The sequence below is a fragment of the Comamonas sp. DB36 genome (assembly GCF_057914905.1).
On record NZ_CP196631.1, the window covers coordinates 2,741,413 to 2,762,040 of the forward strand.

18 protein-coding genes and 1 pseudogene are annotated in these 20,628 nt (G+C 68.9%); 9 read left to right on the forward strand and 10 right to left on the reverse strand.

The features are described from left to right. The first annotated feature begins 68 nt into the window (after window positions 1–68). The 3 genes from ACSVDO_RS12590 to ACSVDO_RS12600 are packed head-to-tail and all read left to right on the forward strand — an operon-like array spanning window position 69 to window position 3,429. Entirely contained in the window at window positions 69–1,907 is a 1,839-nt protein-coding gene (locus tag ACSVDO_RS12590; protein WP_332539434.1) for a gamma-glutamyltransferase family protein, read from the forward strand. Window positions 1,908–1,934: 27 nt separating this feature from the next. After that, on the forward strand, window positions 1,935–2,903 hold the full coding sequence (locus ACSVDO_RS12595) for a Bug family tripartite tricarboxylate transporter substrate binding protein (RefSeq protein ID WP_332539435.1): 969 nt from the start codon (window positions 1,935–1,937) through the stop codon (window positions 2,901–2,903). Further along, the gene (locus ACSVDO_RS12600) at window positions 2,896–3,429 is read left to right on the forward strand and encodes a GAF domain-containing protein (protein WP_489592480.1); all 534 of its coding nucleotides are present in this window, start codon (window positions 2,896–2,898) and stop codon (window positions 3,427–3,429) included. The genes ACSVDO_RS12595 and ACSVDO_RS12600 overlap by 8 nt, the downstream gene beginning before the upstream one ends. Window positions 3,430–3,634: 205 nt before the next feature. On the opposite strand, the gene ACSVDO_RS12605 is transcribed toward ACSVDO_RS12600, so the two are convergent. After that, window positions 3,635–4,126, reverse strand: a complete 492-nt coding sequence (locus ACSVDO_RS12605; RefSeq protein WP_489592482.1) for an Lrp/AsnC ligand binding domain-containing protein — start codon at window positions 4,124–4,126, stop codon at window positions 3,635–3,637. Window positions 4,127–4,222: 96 nt separating this feature from the next. On the opposite strand from ACSVDO_RS12605, the gene putA reads away from it, so the two are divergent. The 4 genes and pseudogenes from putA (at window position 4,223) to cobA (ending at window position 13,194) form a co-directional block, all read left to right on the forward strand. After that, window positions 4,223–7,966: a trifunctional transcriptional regulator/proline dehydrogenase/L-glutamate gamma-semialdehyde dehydrogenase gene (gene putA, locus ACSVDO_RS12610; RefSeq protein ID WP_489592484.1), complete on the forward strand. Its 3,744-nt coding sequence runs from the start codon at window positions 4,223–4,225 to the stop codon at window positions 7,964–7,966. Window positions 7,967–8,245: 279 nt separating this feature from the next. Continuing rightward, window positions 8,246–9,505, forward strand: a pseudogene (locus tag ACSVDO_RS12615) (NAD(P)/FAD-dependent oxidoreductase); the annotation flags it as partial. A gap of 27 nt (window positions 9,506–9,532) precedes the next feature. Beyond that, a complete protein-coding gene (locus ACSVDO_RS12620; protein ID WP_489592486.1) occupies window positions 9,533–12,379 on the forward strand; it encodes a nitrate reductase in 2,847 nt (948 codons plus the stop codon). 8 nt (window positions 12,380–12,387) lie between these two features. Next, window positions 12,388–13,194 (forward strand): uroporphyrinogen-III C-methyltransferase, encoded by an 807-nt coding sequence (gene cobA, locus ACSVDO_RS12625; RefSeq protein WP_489592488.1) that lies wholly within the window; start codon window positions 12,388–12,390, stop codon window positions 13,192–13,194. Between the two features lie 118 nt (window positions 13,195–13,312). Here the strand turns inward: cobA and ACSVDO_RS12630 are convergent, their stop codons facing one another. The 4 genes from ACSVDO_RS12630 to ACSVDO_RS12645 form a co-directional block, all read right to left on the reverse strand. After that, the gene (locus ACSVDO_RS12630) at window positions 13,313–13,516 is read right to left on the reverse strand and encodes a hypothetical protein (protein WP_213300549.1); all 204 of its coding nucleotides are present in this window, start codon (window positions 13,514–13,516) and stop codon (window positions 13,313–13,315) included. Window positions 13,517–13,579: 63 nt separating this feature from the next. Continuing rightward, entirely contained in the window at window positions 13,580–14,533 is a 954-nt protein-coding gene (locus ACSVDO_RS12635) for an alpha/beta hydrolase (protein ID WP_489592490.1), read from the reverse strand. Window positions 14,534–14,535: 2 nt separating this feature from the next. Beyond that, window positions 14,536–15,420, reverse strand: a complete 885-nt coding sequence (locus tag ACSVDO_RS12640) for an alpha/beta fold hydrolase (RefSeq protein WP_489592491.1) — start codon at window positions 15,418–15,420, stop codon at window positions 14,536–14,538. A 31-nt stretch (window positions 15,421–15,451) separates the two neighbouring features. Beyond that, window positions 15,452–16,507, reverse strand: coding sequence for a sugar phosphate isomerase/epimerase family protein (locus tag ACSVDO_RS12645; protein WP_332539574.1), 1,056 nt, complete (start codon window positions 16,505–16,507; stop codon window positions 15,452–15,454). 146 nt (window positions 16,508–16,653) lie between these two features. Here ACSVDO_RS12645 and ACSVDO_RS12650 point away from each other — a divergent pair, with 146 nt between their 5' ends. Further along, window positions 16,654–17,265, forward strand: a complete 612-nt coding sequence (locus ACSVDO_RS12650) for a TetR/AcrR family transcriptional regulator (RefSeq protein WP_489592494.1) — start codon at window positions 16,654–16,656, stop codon at window positions 17,263–17,265. A gap of 74 nt (window positions 17,266–17,339) precedes the next feature. Beyond that, complete coding sequence (locus tag ACSVDO_RS12655) at window positions 17,340–18,215, forward strand: alpha/beta fold hydrolase (RefSeq protein ID WP_332547685.1); 876 nt, start codon at window positions 17,340–17,342, stop codon at window positions 18,213–18,215. 12 nt (window positions 18,216–18,227) lie between these two features. On the opposite strand, the gene ACSVDO_RS12660 is transcribed toward ACSVDO_RS12655, so the two are convergent. The 5 genes from ACSVDO_RS12660 to ACSVDO_RS12680 form a co-directional block, all read right to left on the reverse strand. Continuing rightward, window positions 18,228–18,575, reverse strand: a complete 348-nt coding sequence (locus ACSVDO_RS12660) for an AsnC family transcriptional regulator (protein ID WP_332539578.1) — start codon at window positions 18,573–18,575, stop codon at window positions 18,228–18,230. Then, window positions 18,572–18,919, reverse strand: a complete 348-nt coding sequence (locus ACSVDO_RS12665; RefSeq protein WP_332539580.1) for a GIY-YIG nuclease family protein — start codon at window positions 18,917–18,919, stop codon at window positions 18,572–18,574. Before ACSVDO_RS12665 ends, ACSVDO_RS12660 begins: the two co-directional genes overlap by 4 nt. A gap of 116 nt (window positions 18,920–19,035) precedes the next feature. Further along, the gene (locus ACSVDO_RS12670; RefSeq protein WP_489592497.1) at window positions 19,036–19,605 is read right to left on the reverse strand and encodes a DUF2239 family protein; all 570 of its coding nucleotides are present in this window, start codon (window positions 19,603–19,605) and stop codon (window positions 19,036–19,038) included. A gap of 100 nt (window positions 19,606–19,705) precedes the next feature. After that, complete coding sequence (locus tag ACSVDO_RS12675; RefSeq protein WP_489592499.1) at window positions 19,706–20,092, reverse strand: copper-binding protein; 387 nt, start codon at window positions 20,090–20,092, stop codon at window positions 19,706–19,708. Between the two features lie 23 nt (window positions 20,093–20,115). Further along, window positions 20,116–20,604, reverse strand: a complete 489-nt coding sequence (locus ACSVDO_RS12680; RefSeq protein WP_489592501.1) for a DUF411 domain-containing protein — start codon at window positions 20,602–20,604, stop codon at window positions 20,116–20,118. Between the last annotated feature and the right edge of the window lie 24 nt (window positions 20,605–20,628).

Sequence of the window (20,628 nt, forward strand, 5' to 3'; positions counted from 1 at the left end):
AGACATTCACCCTGGCCTATTCCGTGCTTCTATAGTTGGGCCATCTTCCACTCGCACCAAAAGCAATCATGAGCGCTTTCACTACCCGTCCCGAGATCACTGGAACCTTCGGCGTGGTCTCCTCAACCCACTGGCTGGTGTCACAGACCGCGATGGGTGTGCTCGAGCGCGGCGGCAATGCCTTTGACGCCGCCGTGGCCGGAGGCTTCGTGCTGCAGGTGGTCGAGCCGCATCTCAACGGCCCGGGCGGCGAAGTGCCCATACTGCTGTGGAGCGAGCGGCTGGGACGCATGGAGTCGATCAAGGGCCAGGGCGTGGCGCCGGCCGAAGCCGATGCCCAGACCTTTCGCCGCATGGGCTTCGAGCAGGTGCCGGGCATTGGCATGCTGCCGGCCACCGTGCCCGGCGCCTTTGGCGCCTGGATGACCATGCTGCGCGACCATGGCACCTGGTCGCTGGCCGAAGTGCTGGCGCCGGCCATAGGCTATGCGCGCGACGGCTTTCCGCTGATCGCGCGCGCGGTGCAGGCCATCTATGCGGTGCAGGACCTGTTTCGCGAACAATGGCCCAGCTCGGCCCAGGTCTGGCTGCCGGGCGGGCGCGTGCCCCAGCCCGGCGCGCTGTTCCAGCTGCCCAAGCTGGCAGACACCTTCGAGCGCCTGCTGCAGGAAACGCAGACCCGCGCCACGGGCCGTACCGAACAGATAGACGCCGCCCTGGACATCTGGTACCGCGGCTTTGTCGCCGAGGAAATCGATCTCTATTACCGCACCGAAAAGGTGCAGGACACCAGCGGCGAACGCCATGGCGGCCTGCTGCGCTACGACGACATGGCGAACTGGCAGGCCGCGGTGGAAGCACCGCTGACGCTGGACTTCGGCCGCTACACGCTGGCCAAGTGCGGCTTCTGGAGCCAGGGCCCGGCCTTCCTGCAGCAGATAGGCATGCTGCGCCACGCCGACCTGGGCCAGCACGCGCCGCATACCGCGGGCTTCGTGCACCGCATTGCCGAAGCCGCGAAGCTGGCCATGGCCGACCGCCTGGCCTGGTACGGCGACGCGCCCGCAGCGCAGCGCGAGGCACAGATGGCGCTGCTGTCCGACGACTACCTGCGCGCGCGCTGGCAGCAGACCGGGGCCCAGGCCTCGGCCGAGCTGCGCGCCGGCGCGCCGCTAGGCATTGCGCCGCAGCTGCCCGATCTGGGCGCGGCCGAACGCACGCTGCGCACTGCCGACACCCGCTTTGGCATTGGCGAGCCGACGTTTGCCGCGCTGCCGCCGGTGGCCGAATGGGCGCAGCGCGAAGTCTTCGTGGGCGACACCTGCCATATCGACGTCATCGACCGCGACGGCAACATGGTCGCGGCCACACCTTCAGGCGGCTGGCTATCGTCCAGCCCGGTGATTCCCGCGCTGGGCTTTGCCATCAACACCCGGCTGCAGATGACCTGGCTGGACGAGGGCCTGGCCAACACCGTCACGCCGCGCGTCGTGCCCTGCACCACCTTGTCGCCTTCGCTGGCGCTGCGCGACGGCCAGCCCTACATGGTGTTCGGCACGCCCGGCGGTGACCAGCAGGACCAATGGTCGCCGGCCTTCTTCCTGCGCCACGCGGTGCACGGCATGAACCTGCAGGAGGCAATCGATGCGCCCGCCTGGCATGTCGATCACTTCCCGGCCTCGTTCTGGCCGCGCCAGACCAGGCTCAACCAGCTGACCGTCGAGTCGCGCTTCGCGCCCGAGGAAATCGAAGCCCTGCGCGCCGCGGGCCACCAGGTCAAGGTCGGCGACCCCTGGTCGGAAAGCCGCATGTCGGCCTGCACGCGCGAGCGCGACGCGCGCGGCCGGCTGCTGCTGCGCGCCGCGGCGAATCCGCGCGGCATGCAGGGCTACGCCGTCGGCCGCTGACTACCCCTTTCAACCACTGGAGCTTCCATGATCTCTCACCGTATCCGCGCCCTGTGCGCCACCGCCTTGCTGGCCGTTGCCGGCGCCGCTTCGGCGGCTTACCCGGACAAGCCCATCACGCTGATCGTTCCCTGGGCGCCCGGTGGTTCCACCGACATCCTCGCGCGCGCGCTGGGCGAACGCCTGTCGAAGTCGCTGGGCCAGACGGTGATCGTCGACAACCGCGCGGGCGCCTCGGGCAACATAGGCTCGAACATGGTTGCCAAGGCCAAGCCCGACGGCTACACGCTGCTCGTGGGCTCCATGAGCACGCATGCGATGAATCCGGCGCTGATGGCCAGCATGCCGTTCAAGGGCGTGGAAGACTTCACGCCCATCGCCCAGCTGGCCAATGTGATCAACACCATGGTGGTGAGCAACTCGGTGCCGGCCAACAACCTCAAGGACTTCATTGCCTACGCCAAGGCCAATCCCGGCAAGCTCAACTACGCCTCGGCCGGCCAGGGCTCGACCAACCACCTGAGCGCCGTGCTGTTTGAAAAGGCCGCGGGCATCACCATGGTGCATGTGCCCTACAAGGGCGGCGCGCCGGCCGTGGTCGACACCGTGGCCGACCAGACCCAGGTGCTGTTTTCGGCCGGCACGCAGACCCTGCCCCATGTCAAGACCGGCAAGCTCAAGCTGCTGGCCGTGACCGAGGCCAAGCGCTCGGCGCTGATGCCCGACGGCGTGCCCACGGTAGGCGAGACCCTGCCCGGCTATGAACTGGGCGTCTGGTACGGCCTGTTCGGCCCGGCCGGCATGCCCAGGGACCTGGTCGACAGGCTCAACACCGCAGCCAATGCCGCGATGGCCGATCCCGCCGTCAAGGCACGCATGGACAGCCTGGGCGTGGAAGTCGTCAAGACCACGCCCGCGCAGTTTGCCGCCGTGCTCAAGTCCGACGCCGAGCGCTACGGCAAGATCATCCGCGAGCTGGGAATCAAGGGTGAGTGACAACGTCCCGCTGACGCTGCCGGCGGCGGCCGCGCTGGCGCTGTGCCGCGAGCTGCCGCGCGCGCCCGATTTCGCCGCCGCGCTGCAGACCATCGAGCGCGTGCGCCAGGACCTGCTGGGCGACGGCCTGCTGACCGTCAACCATGTGCGGTGGCCGGCGCCACCGGCCGATACGCCGGACGCCATAGACCTGCAGCGAATCTGGTCGTCGCGCCCCGCCGAATACCCGGTCGCGGGCCGCAAGCGCAAGGGCCTCACGCCCTGGACGCGCCAGCTGCTGCTGGGCGGCGAGATCTTCATTGGCGAAGGCCAGCCGGCGCTGCAGCAGGTGTTTGACGACAGCCCCCTCATACTGTCGCTGGGCCTGCGGTCGGTGATGAACGTGCCGCTGCTGCGCGCCGGCGCCTGCTTTGCCACGTTCAACGTGCTGGGCACGCGGCCGCAATGGACTGCGCTGGAAAAGCAGCAGATCGAACTGCTGGCGGCGCTGGCCCTGCCTTGGGTGGCGGGGCATGGGGATGCGTAGGATCTCGTTCGTACTGAGCTAGGTCAGCGAGCCGAGGTCTCGCAAGGCGTTCAAAAGAAACAGCGGGCTTCAAAAAACCGTTCGTCCTGAGCCTGTCGAAGGATGAACGGCCTGCGCTCAAAGCATGAGGACGGGCCGTTCATGGTTCGACAAGCTCACCACGAACGGGTCGACGGCCTGCCCTCAAAGCATGAGCACAGCCCCCCTACCCCACCCCCCTCAAATGCAAATGCGAAGAGTTCTTCACCTCTTCCATCACCGCATAGGTGCGCGTCTCGCGCACGCCCGGCAGCTGCCACAGCACGTTGCCGGCAAACACCCGGTAGGCGTTCATGTCGGCGCTGCGCGTCTTGAGCAGATAGTCGAAGCCGCCGGCCACCATGTGGCATTCCATGATTTCAGGCTGCAGCTGCACCGCCACCTTGAACTCCTCGAACACATTGGGCGTGGTGCGGTCCAGCAGCACCTCGACAAACACCAGCATGCCCGCGTCCAGCTTGATGGGGTTGAGCCGCGCCTCGTAGCCCAGGATATAGCCCTCGCGCGTGAGCCGCTGCACACGCGCCAGCGTGGCCGTCGGCGACAGGCTGATGGCCTCGGCCAGCTTGAGGTTGGTCAGGCGGCCGTCGGCCTGCAGCAGCGCAAGAATGCGCAGGTCCATGCGGTCGATCTGGACTGATTCGTTATCGGATGCCATACAAATAGTTTTTCATTCGGACCAAATCACATATTTCGAACAAATATTCTATTCGCCCCGGTTCACCATTGCGCTATCCACTCACCGAGTTTCGCCATGTCCATTTCCGCTGCCCCGGCCTCTCCCGCCGCTTTTGTCGACGGCCCCACGCAACACCGCGGCGCGCTGCGCGACGCCATCACGGCCGCGACGCGCCGGCCCGAACCCGAGGCCGTGATGGCGGCCCTACTGGAACTCGCGCGCCCGCGCAACGACGACGCGCAGCGCGCCCACGTGCTGGCGCTGCAGCTGGCGCGCGGACTGCGCGAGCGCAAGTGCGCCAGCGGCCGCGCGGGCATGGTGCAAGGCCTGCTGCAGGAATATTCGCTGTCGTCGCAGGAGGGCGTGGCATTGATGTGCCTGGCCGAAGCGCTGCTGCGCATTCCCGACGCCGCCACGCGCGACGCGCTGATACGCGACAAGATTGCCGACGGCGACTGGCGCCAGCACCTGGGCCGCAGCCCCTCGCTGTTTGTCAATGCCGCCACCTGGGGCCTGCTGCTCACGGGCCGGCTGGTTGCCACGCACAGCGAAACCGGGCTGGCCAGCACGCTGGGACGCATCATCGGCAAGGGCGGCGAGCCGCTGATACGCCAGGGCGTCGACATGGCGATGCGCGTGATGGGCGAGCAATTCGTTGCCGGCGAGACGATTGGCGCGGCCTTGCAGCATGCCAGGGGCCTCGAGGCCCGGGGCTTTCGCTACTCGTACGACATGCTGGGCGAGGCCGCGCTGACCGAAGGCGATGCCCGGCGCTACCTTGCCGACTACCAGCAGGCCATAGACGCCATAGGCAAGGCCGCGGCCGGCGCGGGCGTGCAGGCCGGCCCGGGCATCTCGATCAAGCTGTCGGCGCTGCACCCGCGCTACAGCCGCGCGCAATACGCGCGCGTGCTGCAGGAGCTCTACCCGCGCGTGCTGGCGCTGGCCGTGCAGGCCAGGAAGTACGACATAGGGGTCAACATCGATGCCGAGGAAGCGGACCGGCTCGAGCTGTCGCTCGATCTGCTCGAGCGCCTGTGCTTCGAGCCCGCGCTCGCGGGCTGGAACGGCATAGGCTTTGTGATCCAGGCCTATCAGAAGCGCTGCCCGGCCGTGATCGACTTCCTGGTCGATCTGGCCCGGCGCAGCGGCCACAGGCTCATGGTGCGCCTGGTCAAGGGCGCGTACTGGGACAGCGAGATCAAGCGCGCCCAGGTGGACGGCCAGGACGGCTATCCGGTCTACACGCGCAAGCCGCATACCGATGTCGCCTACCTGGCCTGCGCGCGCAAGCTGCTGGAAGCGCCGGCCGAAGTCTTCCCGCAGTTCGCCACGCACAATGCGCACACCGTCGCGGCCATTCACCAGATGGCCGGGCCCGCCACCTACCGGCCAGGCCAGTATGAATTCCAATGCCTGCACGGCATGGGCGAGCCGCTGTACGAACAGGTAGTGGCCAGCCTCGGCCGGCCCTGCCGCATCTACGCCCCCGTGGGCACGCACGAGACGCTGCTCGCCTACCTGGTGCGCCGGCTGCTGGAAAACGGCGCCAACACCTCGTTTGTGAACCGCATTGCCGACCCGACCATGGCGCTGGAAACGCTGGTCGAAGACCCGGTGCAGACGCTGGAGCGCATGGCGCGCGAGGAAGGCGAGTATGGCCTGCCCCACCCGGCGATCGCGCTGCCGGTCGCGCTCTACGGCGCGGCACGCGCGAATTCGCGCGGACTCGATCTGTCCAACGAGCACACGCTGCAGGCCATTGCCCCGGCCATGCAGGCGCGCGGCGACTGGTCGGCAGCGCCCATGCTGGCCCCCGGCATCACGGCGCAGGGCGGCGCCAGCGTGGAGATCCGCAATCCCGCCAATCTGCAGGACCTGGTGGGCCGGGTGCAGCAGGCGTCGCAGCAGGATGTGCAAGCCGCGCTTGCCGCCGCGGCCGGCGCCGCCGACAGCTGGGCCCAGACGCCGCCCGCGCTGCGCGCCGATGCGCTGGAAAGCGCGGCCGATCTGCTGGAAGCCGACATGCCGCAGCTCATGGGTCTGCTGGCGCGCGAAGCCGGCAAGACCGCGGCCAACGCCATTGCCGAAGTGCGCGAAGCCGTTGATTTCCTGCGGTATTACGCGGCCCAGGCGCGCGCCGATTTCGCCGTCGCCACCCACCGTCCGCTGGGCCCGGTGGTCTGCATCAGCCCCTGGAATTTCCCGCTGGCCATCTTCGTGGGCCAGGTCAGCGCCGCGCTGGCCGCGGGCAATCCGGTGCTGGCCAAGCCCGCCGAGCAGACGCCGCTGGTGGCCGCGCATGCGCTGCGCCGCCTGTGGCAGGCCGGCGTGCCCCAGGCCGTGGTGCAGCTGCTGCCCGGCGAGGGCGAGAGCGTGGGCGCGGCGCTGGTCGCCGACGCGCGCGTGCAAGGCGTGCTGTTCACGGGCTCCACCGATGTCGCGCGCATTCTGCAGCGCCAGCTGGCCCAGCGCCTGGGGCGCAACGGCCAGCCCGTGGTGCTGGTGGCCGAGACCGGCGGCCAGAACGCGATGATTGTCGACTCGTCGGCGCTGGCCGAACAGGTGGTGGCCGATGTCGTTGCCTCGGCGTTCGACAGCGCGGGCCAGCGCTGCTCGGCGCTGCGCGTGCTGTGCCTGCAGGAAGACTGCGCCGACCGCATCATTGAAATGCTCGGCGGCGCCATCGCGCAAGGCCGCATCGGCGACCCGGCGCAGCTGGCCGTCGACGTCGGCCCGGTGATCGATGCCCAGGCGCGTGACGGCATAGAAAAGCACATCGAGCAGATGCGGGCCAAGGGCCGCAAGGTGCTGCGCAGCGCCTGGAATGCCGGCGACGCGGCGCTGGCCCAGGGCACGTTTGTGCTGCCCACGCTGATCGAGCTGGACAGCATCGCTGAACTTCAGCGCGAGATCTTCGGCCCGGTGCTGCACATCGTGCGCTACCGCCGCAAGGATTTGGCGCAGCTGCTCGCGCAGATCAACGCCACCGGCTACGGCCTGACGCTGGGCCTGCACACGCGCATAGACGAGACCATTGCCCAGGTGGTGGCCGCGGCGCACGCCGGCAACGTCTATGTGAACCGCAACATGGTGGGCGCCGTGGTGGGCGTTCAGCCTTTCGGCGGCGAAGGCCTGTCGGGCACCGGGCCCAAGGCCGGCGGGCCGCTGTATCTCTACCGCCTGCTGTCGCAGCGCCCCGATGACGTGCTGCAGCGCGCGCTGCCCGCCGATGCCGCCGCCGACGCCGCCACGCCCGCGCGCTGGCATGCGGCCTCGGCATTTGCCCAGCTGCGCCAATGGGCCGCGCAGTCCGGCGCGCCCCAGCTGGCCGCGACCTGCAGCCGCTTGCAGGCGCTGGCGCCGCGCCAGCACGCCCGCGAACTCCAGGGCCCCACGGGCGAGCGCAATGTTTATACGCTGGCGCCGCGCGCCGCCGTGCTGTGCCTGGCTACGAGCGACGAAGACCGGCTGACTCAGCTGGCCGCGGTGCTGGCCGTGGGCAGCCGCGCCGTCTGGCCGATGGCCGCCCGGGCGCTGTACGCGCGCCTGCCCCAGGCCGTGCGCCAAGCCATAGACCTGGTGCCCGAATGGACCGCGCCCAACGCCGCTTTCGATGCCGTGCTGCACCATGGCGACGCGGCTTCGCTGCTGCAGACCGGCCAGGCGCTCGCGGCCCGGCCCGGGCCGATTGTCAGCATGGGCCACGCAGCCGGCGGCTCGACGGCCGTGCCGATCGAGCGCCTGGTGATCGAGCGCGCGTTGAGCGTCAACACCGCCGCGGCCGGCGGCAATGCCAGCCTGATGACGATTGCCTGACGGCCAGCGCCGTGCCACCGCACCGCGATGGCCTGGCCGCTGCACCCCAATGCAGCGCGCATCTCACCATCTCGGTGCATGGCCTCGCGGCCCGGGCCCTCTGCACAGCCATCGCGACCTGGCCCGCAAATTGCTTGAACCCTTGCGTGACCACTGAAGGTCACAACGGTTTCGGTCCGACGATGGGCCCAAACCCATGACAAAGGCGTCTTTCCCTGCAGCCGGGCGGCTCAGGGACAGACGCTTTTGCGCTTTCAGAACGGCCAAGGAAAGACCCTGATGAAAAAATCCAGATTGGTGATGATAGGCAACGGCATGGCGGGCGTGCGCTCTCTGGAAGAGTTGCTCAAGCTCGCGCCCGATCTGTATGACATCACGGTGTTCGGCAGCGAGCCCCACCCCAACTACAACCGCATCATGCTGTCGCCGCTGCTTGCGGGCGAACAGACGCTAGAACAGATCGTGCTCAACGACTGGAGCTGGTACACCGACAACGGCATCACGCTGCACGCGGGCTGGACCGTCACCAAGATAGACCGCCAGTCGCGCACCGTGCACGCGGTCAACGCCGCGGGCGAGTCGCTGAGCGCAGCCTACGACCGGCTGATCATGGCCACGGGCTCGCATGCCTTCATCCTGCCGGTCCCCGGCAGCCAGCTCGAAGGCGTGCTCGGCTACCGCGACATCGCCGATACCCATGCCATGATCGATGCCGCCACGCAGTACCGGCATGCGGTGGTGATTGGCGGCGGCCTGCTGGGCCTGGAAGCCGCCAACGGCCTGATCAAGCGCGGCATGCAGGTCACCGTGGTGCATGTCAACGACTGGCTGCTCGAGCGCCAGCTCGACGAAGCCGCGTCGCAGCTGCTGCGCCAGTCGCTCAACGAGCGCGGCATGCAGTTCCTGATGGGCGCGCAGACGCAGGAGCTGCTGGGCAACGCATGCGGCCGCGTGCGCGCCGTGCGCTTCCAGGACGGCAGCGAAGTGCCGGCCGATCTGGTGGTGATGGCCGTGGGCATACGCCCCAACACTTCGCTGGCCGAAGCCGCCTACCTGCAGGTCAACCGCGGCATCGTGGTGCACGACACGCTGCAGACCACGACCGACCCGCGCATCTACGCGGTGGGCGAATGCGCGGCCCACCGCGGCATTGCCTACGGCCTGGTCGCGCCGCTGTTCGAGCAGGGCAAGGTACTGGCCAACCACCTCGCGGAAATGGGCATCAGCCGCTACCAGGGCTCGGTCACCTCGACCAAGCTCAAGGTCACGGGCATCAACCTGTTTTCGGCCGGCGACTTCAAGGGCACGGACCGCACCGAGGAAATCGTGCTCAGCGACCCGACCAGCGGCGTCTACAAGAAGCTGGTGATTGCCGACGACAAGCTGGTCGGCGCCTGCCTCTACGGCGATACCGTCGACGGCAGCTGGTACTTCAAGCTGCTGCGCGAAGGCTGCAGCATTGCCGAGATCCGCGACCGGCTGATGTTCGGCGAAATCCCTCCGGCCGACGGCGGCGCCGACGAGCAGACCAAGCCCGCCTGACCTCCTCACCATTCAAAGCTCCCCATGACCGCCTCCCCCGTCACGCAAACCCGCTCCACCTGCCCCTACTGCGGCGTGGGCTGCGGAGTGATCATCGAAGCCCGGGACGGACAGATCACCGGCGTCCAGGGTGATCCGCTGCACCCGGCGAACTTCGGCAAGCTGTGCACCAAGGGCAGCACGCTGCACCTCACGGCTTCGGCCGCGGTCACGCGCCAGACGCGGCTGCTGCAGCCGCTGCAGCGCCTGCAGCGCGGCGGCCCGGCCCTGCCCGTTTCCTGGGATGCGGCGCTGGCCACGGCCAGCGATCAGCTGGCGCGCATCATCAGCGCCCATGGCCCCGACGCCGTGGGCTTCTACCTCAGCGGCCAGCTGCTGACCGAGGACTATTACGCGTTCAACAAGCTGGTCAAGGGCCTGATAGGCAGCAACAACCTCGACACCAATTCGCGCCTGTGCATGAGCAGCGCCGTCGCCGGCTACAAGGCCACGCTGGGCGCGGACGCGCCGCCGGCCTGCTACGAAGACCTGGAAAAGGCGCAATGCGTGTTCCTGGTCGGCAGCAACGCCGCCTGGGCCCACCCCATTTTGTTTCGCCGCCTCGAAGCCGCGAAAGCCGCGAACCCGGCGCTCAAGGTGATCGTTGCCGACCCGCGCCGCACCGATACCGCCAGCCTCGCCGACCTGTTCCTGCCTATCGCACCGGGCTCCGATGTGCTGCTGTTCCAGGGCATGCTGCAGCGGATGCTGGCCCGGGGCTGGGTGGACCGCGGCTATATCGCCGCCCACACCACGGGCTTTGGCGCGCTGGAAAGCCTGGTGGCGCAGGCCACGCCCGAACGCGTCGCGCGCGAATGCGGCATTGCCGAGCAGGACCTGCTGCAGGCCGCGCAATGGTTTGCGCAGTCGCCGGCGACGCTGAGCCTGTACTGCCAGGGCCTGAACCAGAGCAGCAGCGGCACGGCCAAGAATGCGGCGCTGATCAACCTGCACCTGGCCACGGGCCAGATCGGCAAGCCCGGCGCCGGCCCGCTGTCGCTCACCGGCCAGCCCAACGCCATGGGCGGGCGCGAAGTCGGCGGCATGGCCAATCTGCTCAGCGGCCACCGCGATCTCGCCAATGCCGCCCACCGCGCCGAAGTCGCGGCGCTGTGGGGCCTGGCCGATGTGCCGGCCCAGCCCGGCAAGACCGCGGTGGAAATGTTCGAAGCCGCGGCCGACGGCGAAATCAAGGCGCTGTGGATTGCCTGCACCAACCCCGCGCAAAGCATGCCCGACCAGCGCATGGTGCAGCGCGCGCTGGAACGCGCGGAACTCGTCGTGGTGCAGGAAGCCTTCACCACCACCGAGACCGCGCGCCACGCCCACCTGCTGCTGCCCGCCAGCACCTGGGGCGAGAAGCTGGGCACGGTCACCAACAGCGAACGCCGCATCTCGCGCGTGCGCGCCGCCGTGCCCGCCGCGGGCGCTGCGCGCCACGACTGGCAGATTGCGGTGCAGCTCGCCCACCGGCTCGAAGCGCGGCTGCGCCCCGGCCAGCCCACGCTGTTTCCCTACCCCGTCGAGCCGGCCGAAGCCGGCGCGCAGGCGCTGTGGGAAGAACACCGCGCCAGCACCGCGGGGCGCGATCTCGACATCACCGGCTTGTCGTGGGAGCGGCTGGAACAAGGTCCCGAGCAATGGCCCATGGCCGCGGGCGCGGCCCAGGGCCAGGCGCGGCTGTATGAAGACGGCGTGTTTCCCACGGCCGACGGCAAGGCGCGCTTTCATGCCGCGCCCTTCCAGCCGCTGGCCGAGCCGGTCGACGCCGAGTTTCCGTTCGCCCTGACCACCGGCCGGCTGCGCGACCAATGGCATGGCATGAGCCGCACCGGCACGCTGGGCCGGCTGTTCAGCCACGCGGCCGAGCCGCGCCTGCACATGCATCCGCAGGACATGGCGCAGCAGGGCCTGGGCGAAGGCGAACTGGTGCGGCTCACCAGCCGCCGCGGCACGCTGCTGGTCGCACTGCAAGCCGACACCCAGCTTGCGCCCACGCGCCTGTTCATGCCCATGCACTGGGGCAGCGAGTTTCTCAGCGGCCGCGCCGCCGACGGCCAGCGCCTGCTGGGCATCAACGCGCTCACCCAGCCGGCGTTCTGCCCCATGTCCAAGCAGCCCGAGCTCAAGCACACGGCGGTGTCGGTCAGCAAGGCCACGCTGCCCTGGTCGCTGCTGGCCATGGCCTGGCTGCCCGCAGAGCGCGTGCTTGAAGTGCGCCAGGCGCTGTCGGCGCTGATGGGGCAATTCGAGTTCGCGAGCTGCGTGCCGTTCAGCAACCAGGTGCCGCTGAGCGCGGCCGCGCAGACGCGCAGCGGTGTGCTGCTGCGCGCCTCGGCCTGTGCGCCGCCGGCCGCCGAGGCGCTGCTGCGGATAGAACAGCTGCTGGGAATTGCCGGCGACCAGGTGATTCGCTACAGCGACCGCCGCCGCCAGCAAAGCCGCGCCCTGCAGCTGCAGCGCGACGACCAGGGCACGCTGCGCCTTGAAGCCATGCTGCTCACGGGCGACACCAGCGCCGGCGCCTGGCTCACGCAGCTGCTGGCCCAGGAGCTGGACCCGCCCCAGCCCGCGCACCTGATGCTGACCCAGGGCGCGACGCCGCCCTCGGGCACCAAGGCCCGCAGCCCCCAGGTCTGCAGCTGCATGAACGTCACGCTCGACAGCATCGTGCAGACGCTGGGCCAATGCGCGGGCAGCGACGGCGAACGCCTGCTGCAGCTGCAGCAGCGCCTGGGCTGCGGCACGCAATGCGGCTCCTGCATTCCCGAACTCAAACGCCATGTGCAGACCACGGCCGTGGTCCGCTTCCACGCAACCACCCACGCCTGAGGCCCTCCATGACTATTTCCCAAGGAAATCACTCCCTCCCGATGGGCCGCTGCACGCTGGTGGGCGCGGGCCCGGGCGACCCCGACCTGCTGACGCTCAAGGCGCTCAAGGCCATTCAGGCGGCCAGCGTGCTGCTGGTCGACGACCTGGTCAGCGACGCCATCGTCGCCCTGGCCCCGGCCGGCGCGCGCGTGATTGCCGTCGGCAAGCGCGGCGGCTGCCAGAGCACGCCCCAGGCCTTCATTGAAAAGCTCATTCTGACCAGCGTGCTGGAAGGCGAGAACGTGGTGCGCCTCAAGGGCGGCGACCCGTTCATCTTCGGGCGCGGCGGCGAGGAGGCCGAGCACCTGCGCGCCGCGGGCGTGCATGTCGAGATCGTCAACGGCATCACCGCCGGCCTGGCCGGCATGACGCAGATCGGCGCGCCGCTGACCCACCGCGACCATGCGCACGGCGTGCTGTTCATCACCGGCCATACGCGCCCGGGAGCCCAGCCCATAGACTGGCCGCAGCTGGCCGCGACGGCGCAGGCCGCGCGGCTCACGCTGGTGATCTACATGGGAATGAAAGGCGTGGCCGACATCGCCCAGGGCCTGCTGCAGGGCCTGCCGCCAGGCACGCCCGTGGCCGTGATACAGAACGCCTCCCAGCCGCAGCAGCGCCATGCCATTGCACGCCTGGACGAACTCGTTGCGGTCGTTGCCCAGGAAAAACTGGGCAGCCCCAGCGTGGTCGTTGTCGGCGAAGTCGTGCGCTGCGCGCAAGGCTTTGCGCAGTGGATGGACGGCGCGCAGCTGCATCAGGCCAGGGCTTGATTGGCGCATCCTCGACCATCCTTCGAACTGAGACGCCCTTCGACGGACGCGCCGAGGCTCAGGGCGAACGGCCATTCGCTGTTCGTGCTGAGCCCGGCCCCAGTCCCAAAAGGGCCTCTTAGCGCTCCACAATCCCCAACTGCTCCAGCTGCGCCTCGAGCACCTTGCGCCGGCGCACGGCCTTGGCCGCGGTTTCGCTGGCCAGCTGGATGGCGCGCGGGCCCTTGGCCGCGACCACGCGCACCAGCTGCTCCTTTTGCTGCGCCTCGGCCGCCGCCTTGCGGTAACGGTTCAACAGATCATCATGGGCCGGATTGTTCATGCATACCTCGATTCTTTGAAACCGCCATTTTCGCGCCATTGACGGGCCTGCAAAGACAGCTTGCTAGCCCAATGCCCGCCGCACGGCCGTGCCGGCCGCATCGAACAGCCCGCGCGCTGCCGCAGCCGCTCCCAGCATATGGATGCATGCATGCACCATTCCGGGCAGGCGCACGCATTCCACCGCTACGCCCTCGCCCTGCAGACGCCGGGCATAGGCTTCGGCCTCGTCGCGCAGCGGGTCGTACTCGCAGCTGATCACCGTGGCCGGTGGCAGGCCCGCGAGGCGGCCCGCATGCAGCGGCGACACCTGCTCCAGCCGCGCCTGCGCGGGATGCGCAAGATAGGCGGCGTAGCAAAATGCCATTGCCGCGCGCGTCAGGTAGTGGCCCTCGCCAAACCGGTCGAACGACGCCGAGTCCATTGCGGCGTCGAGCGCGGGATACAGCAGCAGCTGGTGCGCAATCGCCGGCGGCCCGGCCGCGCCCCAGCCCTCTGCGTGGCGTGCCGCCAGGCAGGCGGCGGCCGCGAGATTGCCGCCTGCGCTGTCGCCGGCCACGCCTATGCGCCCAGGGTCCAGCCCCAGTGCCTGGGCCTGCGCGAAAGTCCAGGCCAGGGCATCGCAGAAGTCGTGCAGCGGCACCGGGAAGCGGTGCTCGGGCGCGAGCCGGTAGTCCACCGAGATCACCACCGCCCCGGTTGCCACCGCCAGCGCGCGGCAGGGGTTGTCGTACAGCGCCATGGAGCCCAGGCACCAGCCGCCGCCATGGGCGAACACCAGCGCCGGCTGGGGCCGGCCGCTTGCCGACGGCCAGTACACACGCAGGCGCAGGGGAGCGCCGTCGCGCGCGCGCAGCGTGAAGTCGGCCGTGCGCGCGACGGCCTCGACCGGCCCGTGCAGGGCGCGCAGCCCGGCGTCGGTGGCCTGGCGCAACTGCGCCAGCGTGGGCGGTGTCGCGGGCTGGGGCAAACGCGCCTGCTCCGCGAGCAAGCGCGCGATGTCAGCGTCCAGGCCCATGATCACCGCGTCCTTTGCAGGAAAGGCAGCAGTGCGGCAATGAACGGCTCGGCGGCCTCCTCCATGATGAAGTGGCCGCAGTCAGGCACGATCACGCCCGACAGATCATCGGCATGGCCGCGCAGCGTGGCCAGGGGCGCATCGCCGGTCGCGTGCTCGGCGCCTATGGCCAGCACCGGCATGGCGAGCGGGCGCTGCGCACGCTCGCGGTTCTGGCGCATGGTCTCGGGAATCGCGCGGTAGTAGGCGAAGCCGCCGCGCAGTCCGCCTGGCGCCGAATAGGCATCTACGTAGACGTCGACGGCCACGCGGTCGCGCCGCAGCGACCAGCGGTTGAACATGAACTCCAGGTAGGCGCGTTCGCGGCCCGCGATCAGCGTCTCGGGCAGGTCCGCCAGCTGATTGAACATGAAATGCCACAGGAAGATGTTCTGCTCGGGCGGCGCGAAGATGCTGGGCTCGGGCGCCAGCCCCGGGATCACGGCTTCCGTCAGCGCCAGAGACTGCACGGCCTGGGGCTGGTCGCTGGCCAGCGCGTAGGCGACCCACATGCCCACGTCGTGGCCTACCACCTGGTAGCGCGCATGGCCCAGCGCCAGCATGCTGCGGTGCAGGGTCTGGGCGATGGTGCCGGTGTCGTAGCCGGTGTCGGGCCGGTCGGAAAACCCCGTGCCCGGCGGATCGACGGCAATCGCCTGAAAGCCCTGCGCGGCCAGCGCCTGCATCACATGGCGCCAGGCATACCAGGTCTGCGGCCAGCCCGGGATGAGCAGCACGGGCTGGCCCTGCCCGGCCGTGACGCAGTGGATGCGGCGGCCGTCGATGCGCACATAGTCGTGGGAAAAGTCGTCCTGGGTGGGGGCAGGAATCGAAGGAAATGCGTTCATTTTTGTGGTCCGAATCGGGATACGAGGAGGCTCAGGCGATGCCCAGCATGGCGTTGATCTGGCCCTGGTTGACGGGCGCGCCGGCGAAGTCGTCAAAGATTCTGTCGGTCACGCGGATGATGTGGCGATGGATGAATTCCACGCCCTCGCGCGCGCCGTCCTCCTGGTCCTTGAGGCAGCATTCCCACTCCAGAGAAGCCCAGCCCTGGTAGTCGTACTGGGCGAACTTGGAGAAGATGGCCTTGAAGTCCACCTGCCCGTCGCCCAGCGAACGGAAGCGTCCGGCCCGGTCCAGCCATGAGGAGTAGCCGCCGTAGATGCCCTGGCGCCCGCTGGGCAGGAACTCCGCATCCTTCACATGGAACATGCGGATGTGATCGCGGTAGATGTCGATGTAGTCGAGGTAGTTCAGCTGCTGCAGCACGAAGTGGCTGGGGTCGAACAGGATCTTGCAGCGCTCGTGCTGACCGACCAGTTCATGGAAGCGCTCGAAGCTCGTGCCGTCGTGCAGGTCCTCGCTGGGATGGATCTCGTAGCAGAGGTTCACGCCCTGCGCGTCGCAGGCGTCCAGGATGGGGCGCCAGCGGCGCGCGAGCTCCTCGAAGGCCGTCTCGATCAGCCCAGCCGGGCGTTGCGGGAACGGGAACAGATAGGGCCAGACGAACGAGCCCGAGAACGTGCCCATCTCCGTCAGGCCCATGCGGCGCGAGGCGCTGGCCGAGTGCTTGAGCTGCTGCATCGCCCAGGCGGTTCGCGCCGCCGGATTGCCGCGCAGCGACTCGGGAGCGAAGCTGTCGCACATCGCGTCATAGGCGGGGTGCACGGCGACCAGCTGGCCGAACATGTGCGTGGTCAGCTCGCTGGCCACCAGGCCGTGCGAGGCCAGCATGCCGGTGATGTCGTCGCAGTAGGTCTGGCTTTGCGCGGCCGTCGCCACGTCGAACAGCCGCTGGTCCCAGGCGGGAATCTGCAAGGCCTTGAAGCCCACGCCCGCGGCCCAGCGTGCAATGTCCTCGAGCGAATTGAACGGAGCCTTGTCGTCGGCGAACTGCGCGAGATGAAGGCTCGGGCCCTTGATGGTCTGCATGTGTTTTTCCTTGATTCGATGTATTGTTTGTTGATCAACAAAGAATAGTATCACGCCTGCGCCGCTGCTTTTGCCAACCCGGCGCGCGACGGCGCCGATGGCACGCCGCTAAGATGCCGCACTGACTTTTGAAGAGGACAAGAAACATGGCCGGAAGACCCAGGGAATTTGACCGGGACCAGGCGCTGGAGCGCGCCATGCTGGCGTTCTGGCAGCGCGGCTACGAAGGCACGTCCATGGCGGATTTGGTCCAGGCGCTGGGCATTGCCTCGGCGCGCATCTATGCGGCCTTCGGCAGCAAGCAGGCGCTGTTCCGCGAGGCCGTACAGCGCTATGAGTCGGGCGCCGGCTGCTTCGCCGACAAGGCCCTGGCCGACGAGGCCCAGGTGCGCGCATCGATCGCGCGCATGCTGACGGATGCGGCCACGGTCTATACCGAACCCGGCCAGCCCCAGGGCTGCATGGTCGTCATGGCGGCGATCAATTTCGCGCAGGAAAACGAGGAGGTGGCGGCCTGGCTGGCGGACCACCGCCGCCAGCGCACGCAGTCCATCATCGACCGACTGCAGCGCGCTCGGGACGAAGGCCAGCTGCGCCCGGCCACGGATGTGCAGGCGCTGGGCGACTTCTATGCCACGCAGCTGCACGGCATCTCGGTGCAGGCGCGCGACGGCGTAGCGCGGGCACGGCTGCTTGCGGCCTGCGAGGTTGCCATGGGGGCTCTGGACCAGGCCTTGTGCCGCGCCGCCCGGCCTTGAGCCGGCGCGGCCAGCGACTAGCCCCCGCATCAACCCCAACCAGGCCTGCCCTGCCGACATGCCAGAATCCGGCAATGAGCACTTCGACCTCCTCCTTTGTCTCCAACGTCGACGCCACCCGGGTCGCGACCTATACCTGGGCCGAGGTTGCCGGCCAGCCCATGGGCGTGGTGCAGATCGCGCACGGCCTCGCCGAACATGGCGAACGCTACGACCGGTTTGCCCGGGCGCTCAATGCCGCGGGCTTCGTGGTCCATGCGGTCGACCACAGAGGGCACGGGCGCAGCGCCGATGGGCGATTGGGCGACTTCGGCGCCGCGGGATTTGACGGCCTGATTGCCGACGTGGCGCAGTTCGGGGCGCAATTGCGGACCCAGCATGCCGGCCTGCCGCTGTTTCTGTTCGCGCACTCGATGGGCTCGTTTGCCGCGCAGGCGGCGATCATCGATCACGCTTCGACCTGGTCGGGCGTGGTGCTGTCCGGCACGACCGCGCTCGACATGCTGGTCGCGGCCATGGCCAATGCGCCTGCGGGTGCGCCGGCCGGGCTCGAAGCCTTCAACGCCGGCTTTGCGCAGCGCACGGGCTACGAATGGCTTTCGCGCGACGCCGCCGAAGTGGATGCCTATGTCGCCGATCCCTGGTGCGGCTGGGAAGTGCCGCAAGAAGTGATTGGCGCGCTGTTCGCACCCGCATCCCGGCTCGCCGATCCGGCGCAGCTGGCGCGCATCCGCGCCGACCTGCCCCTGCTGATCGCTTCGGGCGACGCCGATCCGCTTGCCGGTGGCGGCGCGCTGGTGCAGCTGCTGGCCAAGCGCTATCGCGATGCGGGCATCGCCGACGTGACGCTCAAGCTCTATCCTGCGGCGCGCCACGAGATCCTGAATGAAACCAACCGCGCCGAAGTGACGGCCGACATCGTCGCCTGGCTGCGCGCGCACGCGGCCTGAGCGAGGTTGCCGTCAGGGCCTGCAGGCGTTGGCTGCCGTCTGCCGCGCCTCGTGCAGCAGCTTGCGGCCTGGCGCGCGCAGCGTGACGCGGCGCCGGCCCTGGCCATCGGCGGCGCGCTCCACCAGGCCGGTCTTCTCCAGCGGCAGCAGGCGCAGCAGCAGTTGCGAGGCCGGCGTGCACATGGTGCGCGCGAGCTGCGTCGCGGGCGCGGCGCCGCCGGCCGCCTCCAGCACCGTCAGCAGCACGAAGTCGGCCCATGACAGTCCGTGGTGGGTGCCGAGTTCGTTGTCGAGCACGAACACCCGGCCCGCGTGCGCGAGGTGTCGGTCCACGCAGGCTTGCAGCGCAAGTTCGCTCATGGCTTGAGGCCTTCGAGTTCGCGGCAGGTCTGCTCCAGCGCCTTGAGCTCGCCCGCGTAGTCGAATTCCGCGTCCTCGCGTTCCTTCACCAGTTCGAGCACCTCGAAGCTGAGCGCATCCGCGCCGGCGCGGCTCCAGGCGGCTTGCAGCACACGGTCCGCATACTTGCCCATGCGCATTTCAAAACGCGCGCGATTGAGCGCGGCGTGCACGTTGCGGCTCGCGCCCAGCAGCCGGTGGCCGCTGGCGCGGTCGCGTATGGCATAGACGCCCATGGGCGGGAAGGCGTCGCGCGCCTGGCGCGCGGCCGCGCGCCGCGCCGCCTGGTTGACGGAAGATTCCATCTTTTTCTCCTGGTGAGGGTGGTGCCGCGTGCCTTGAACGCCACGGGCGTGCGTGTGCCCGCAGCGCTGCGGCAGCCGGCCACGCGCTGTTGGCAAAGAATCGGAAAATGCCGGTCTCAGCCGGCTGCGGGTTCGGCGAGCTGCAGCACGTAGGTCCGAACGTCTTCGGGCCAGGCGGCCATCTGCGCCGCCAGCCGCTCAGGGTCGCCTGCGAACAGCGCCCGCGACGCTTCCTCGAAGCCCGCGAGGTCGCCGGCCAGCGTCGACATGGCATGGTAGGCACGGTCGCGCGCGCGGCGCGTGAGGTCCTGCTCGCCGCCTTTGCGCCGCGCTTCGTGCACCAGCTTGCGCAAGGCGACCGAGGCGCCACCGGGCTGGGCCGCGAGCCAGTCCCAGTGTTCGGGCAGCAGCGTGACTTCGCGCGCCACCACGCCGAGCTTGGGACGACCTCGGCCCTTGGAGACGGAGACAGCCGCGGCCACGGCATAGCGCGCCGCCACGGCTTGCTCGCCGCCGCGCAGGTCCAGGTCCGCGGACTGCCCCGTGGCATTGCTGAAGACCAGCGGATGATCGTGCTGCGACAGCTGGGCGCGCAGCACGGCCACGGCGACTTCGGGCAACAGGCCGCTGGCAAGGCGCTGCCCGTTCAGGAAAGCGGTGTAGGTGGGTGGCGTAACTTGGTCCATGCAGGAATTTTACCCGGGTGAAATAAACGAGTCAATAACACCCGGGTAAAAATACCAGCGGCAGCGACGATGGCCTGGCGCCTGACGCTGCGCGCTTCGATCAACGCGGCGGCGCGGCCGATTCGATATGCGTGATCACCAGCGCCCCGTTGATCCTCTCCACGCGAAAGCGCACCTTGTCGCCGGGCTGCAGCGCAGCGGCCTGGGCCGGGTCCTGCACGGCAAACACCATGGTCATCGGCGCCATGCCCAGGTTGACGATCTCGGCATGGCGTATGGTCAGCTTGCCGGTGCGCGCGTCGCGGCGCGTGATTTCGCCTTCGGTCAGCGCTGCGTGCCCAGCGGCAGCAGGCGCCGCATCGTGGGCGTTATGGCCTGCATGACCGGGCTGGTCGTGGTTGTGCGCCATGGCCTGGCTGCAGACCAGAGCCAGGCCCAGCACGGCCAGCGCAGGCACGCGCAGAGATGGGAAAAGTGAGAGCAGCATGATCGGTTTCCTTCGCTGGCAATTCACGACCGGTAGCTGGTGAACACCTGGGTGCTCACCTCGCCGCCCATCATATTCCTGCTGACCAGCAGGACGTCGTACGCGTCCTTGCGGCCGCCGTATTCCGGGCCGTCCATGCCGGGGCTGCCCACAGGCATGCCGGGAACGGCCAGGCCCAGTGCCTTGGGCTTTTCCTTGAGCAGGCGGCGCACATCGGCCGCAGGCACATGGCCTTCGAGCAGATAGCCGCCCACCAGCGCCGTGTGGCACGAGCCCAGGCGCTGCGGCAATCCCAGCTTGGCGCGCACGGCGTTGTTGCCGGTATCGTGCACGGTGACGGCAAAGCCGGCTTTCTCCATCAGCACCACCCAGTCCTTGCAGCAGCCGCAGTTCGGGTCCTTCCAGACTTCCATGGGGGTTCTGGCGCCAGCGGCCAGCGCGGGCAGACAGGCCGTGGCGGCAAGCGATGCCAGCAGCGCCAGCGAATGGCGGCGATTGGGGTGAAGTGTCATGGTTTTCTCCTGGTTCAAAGCAAG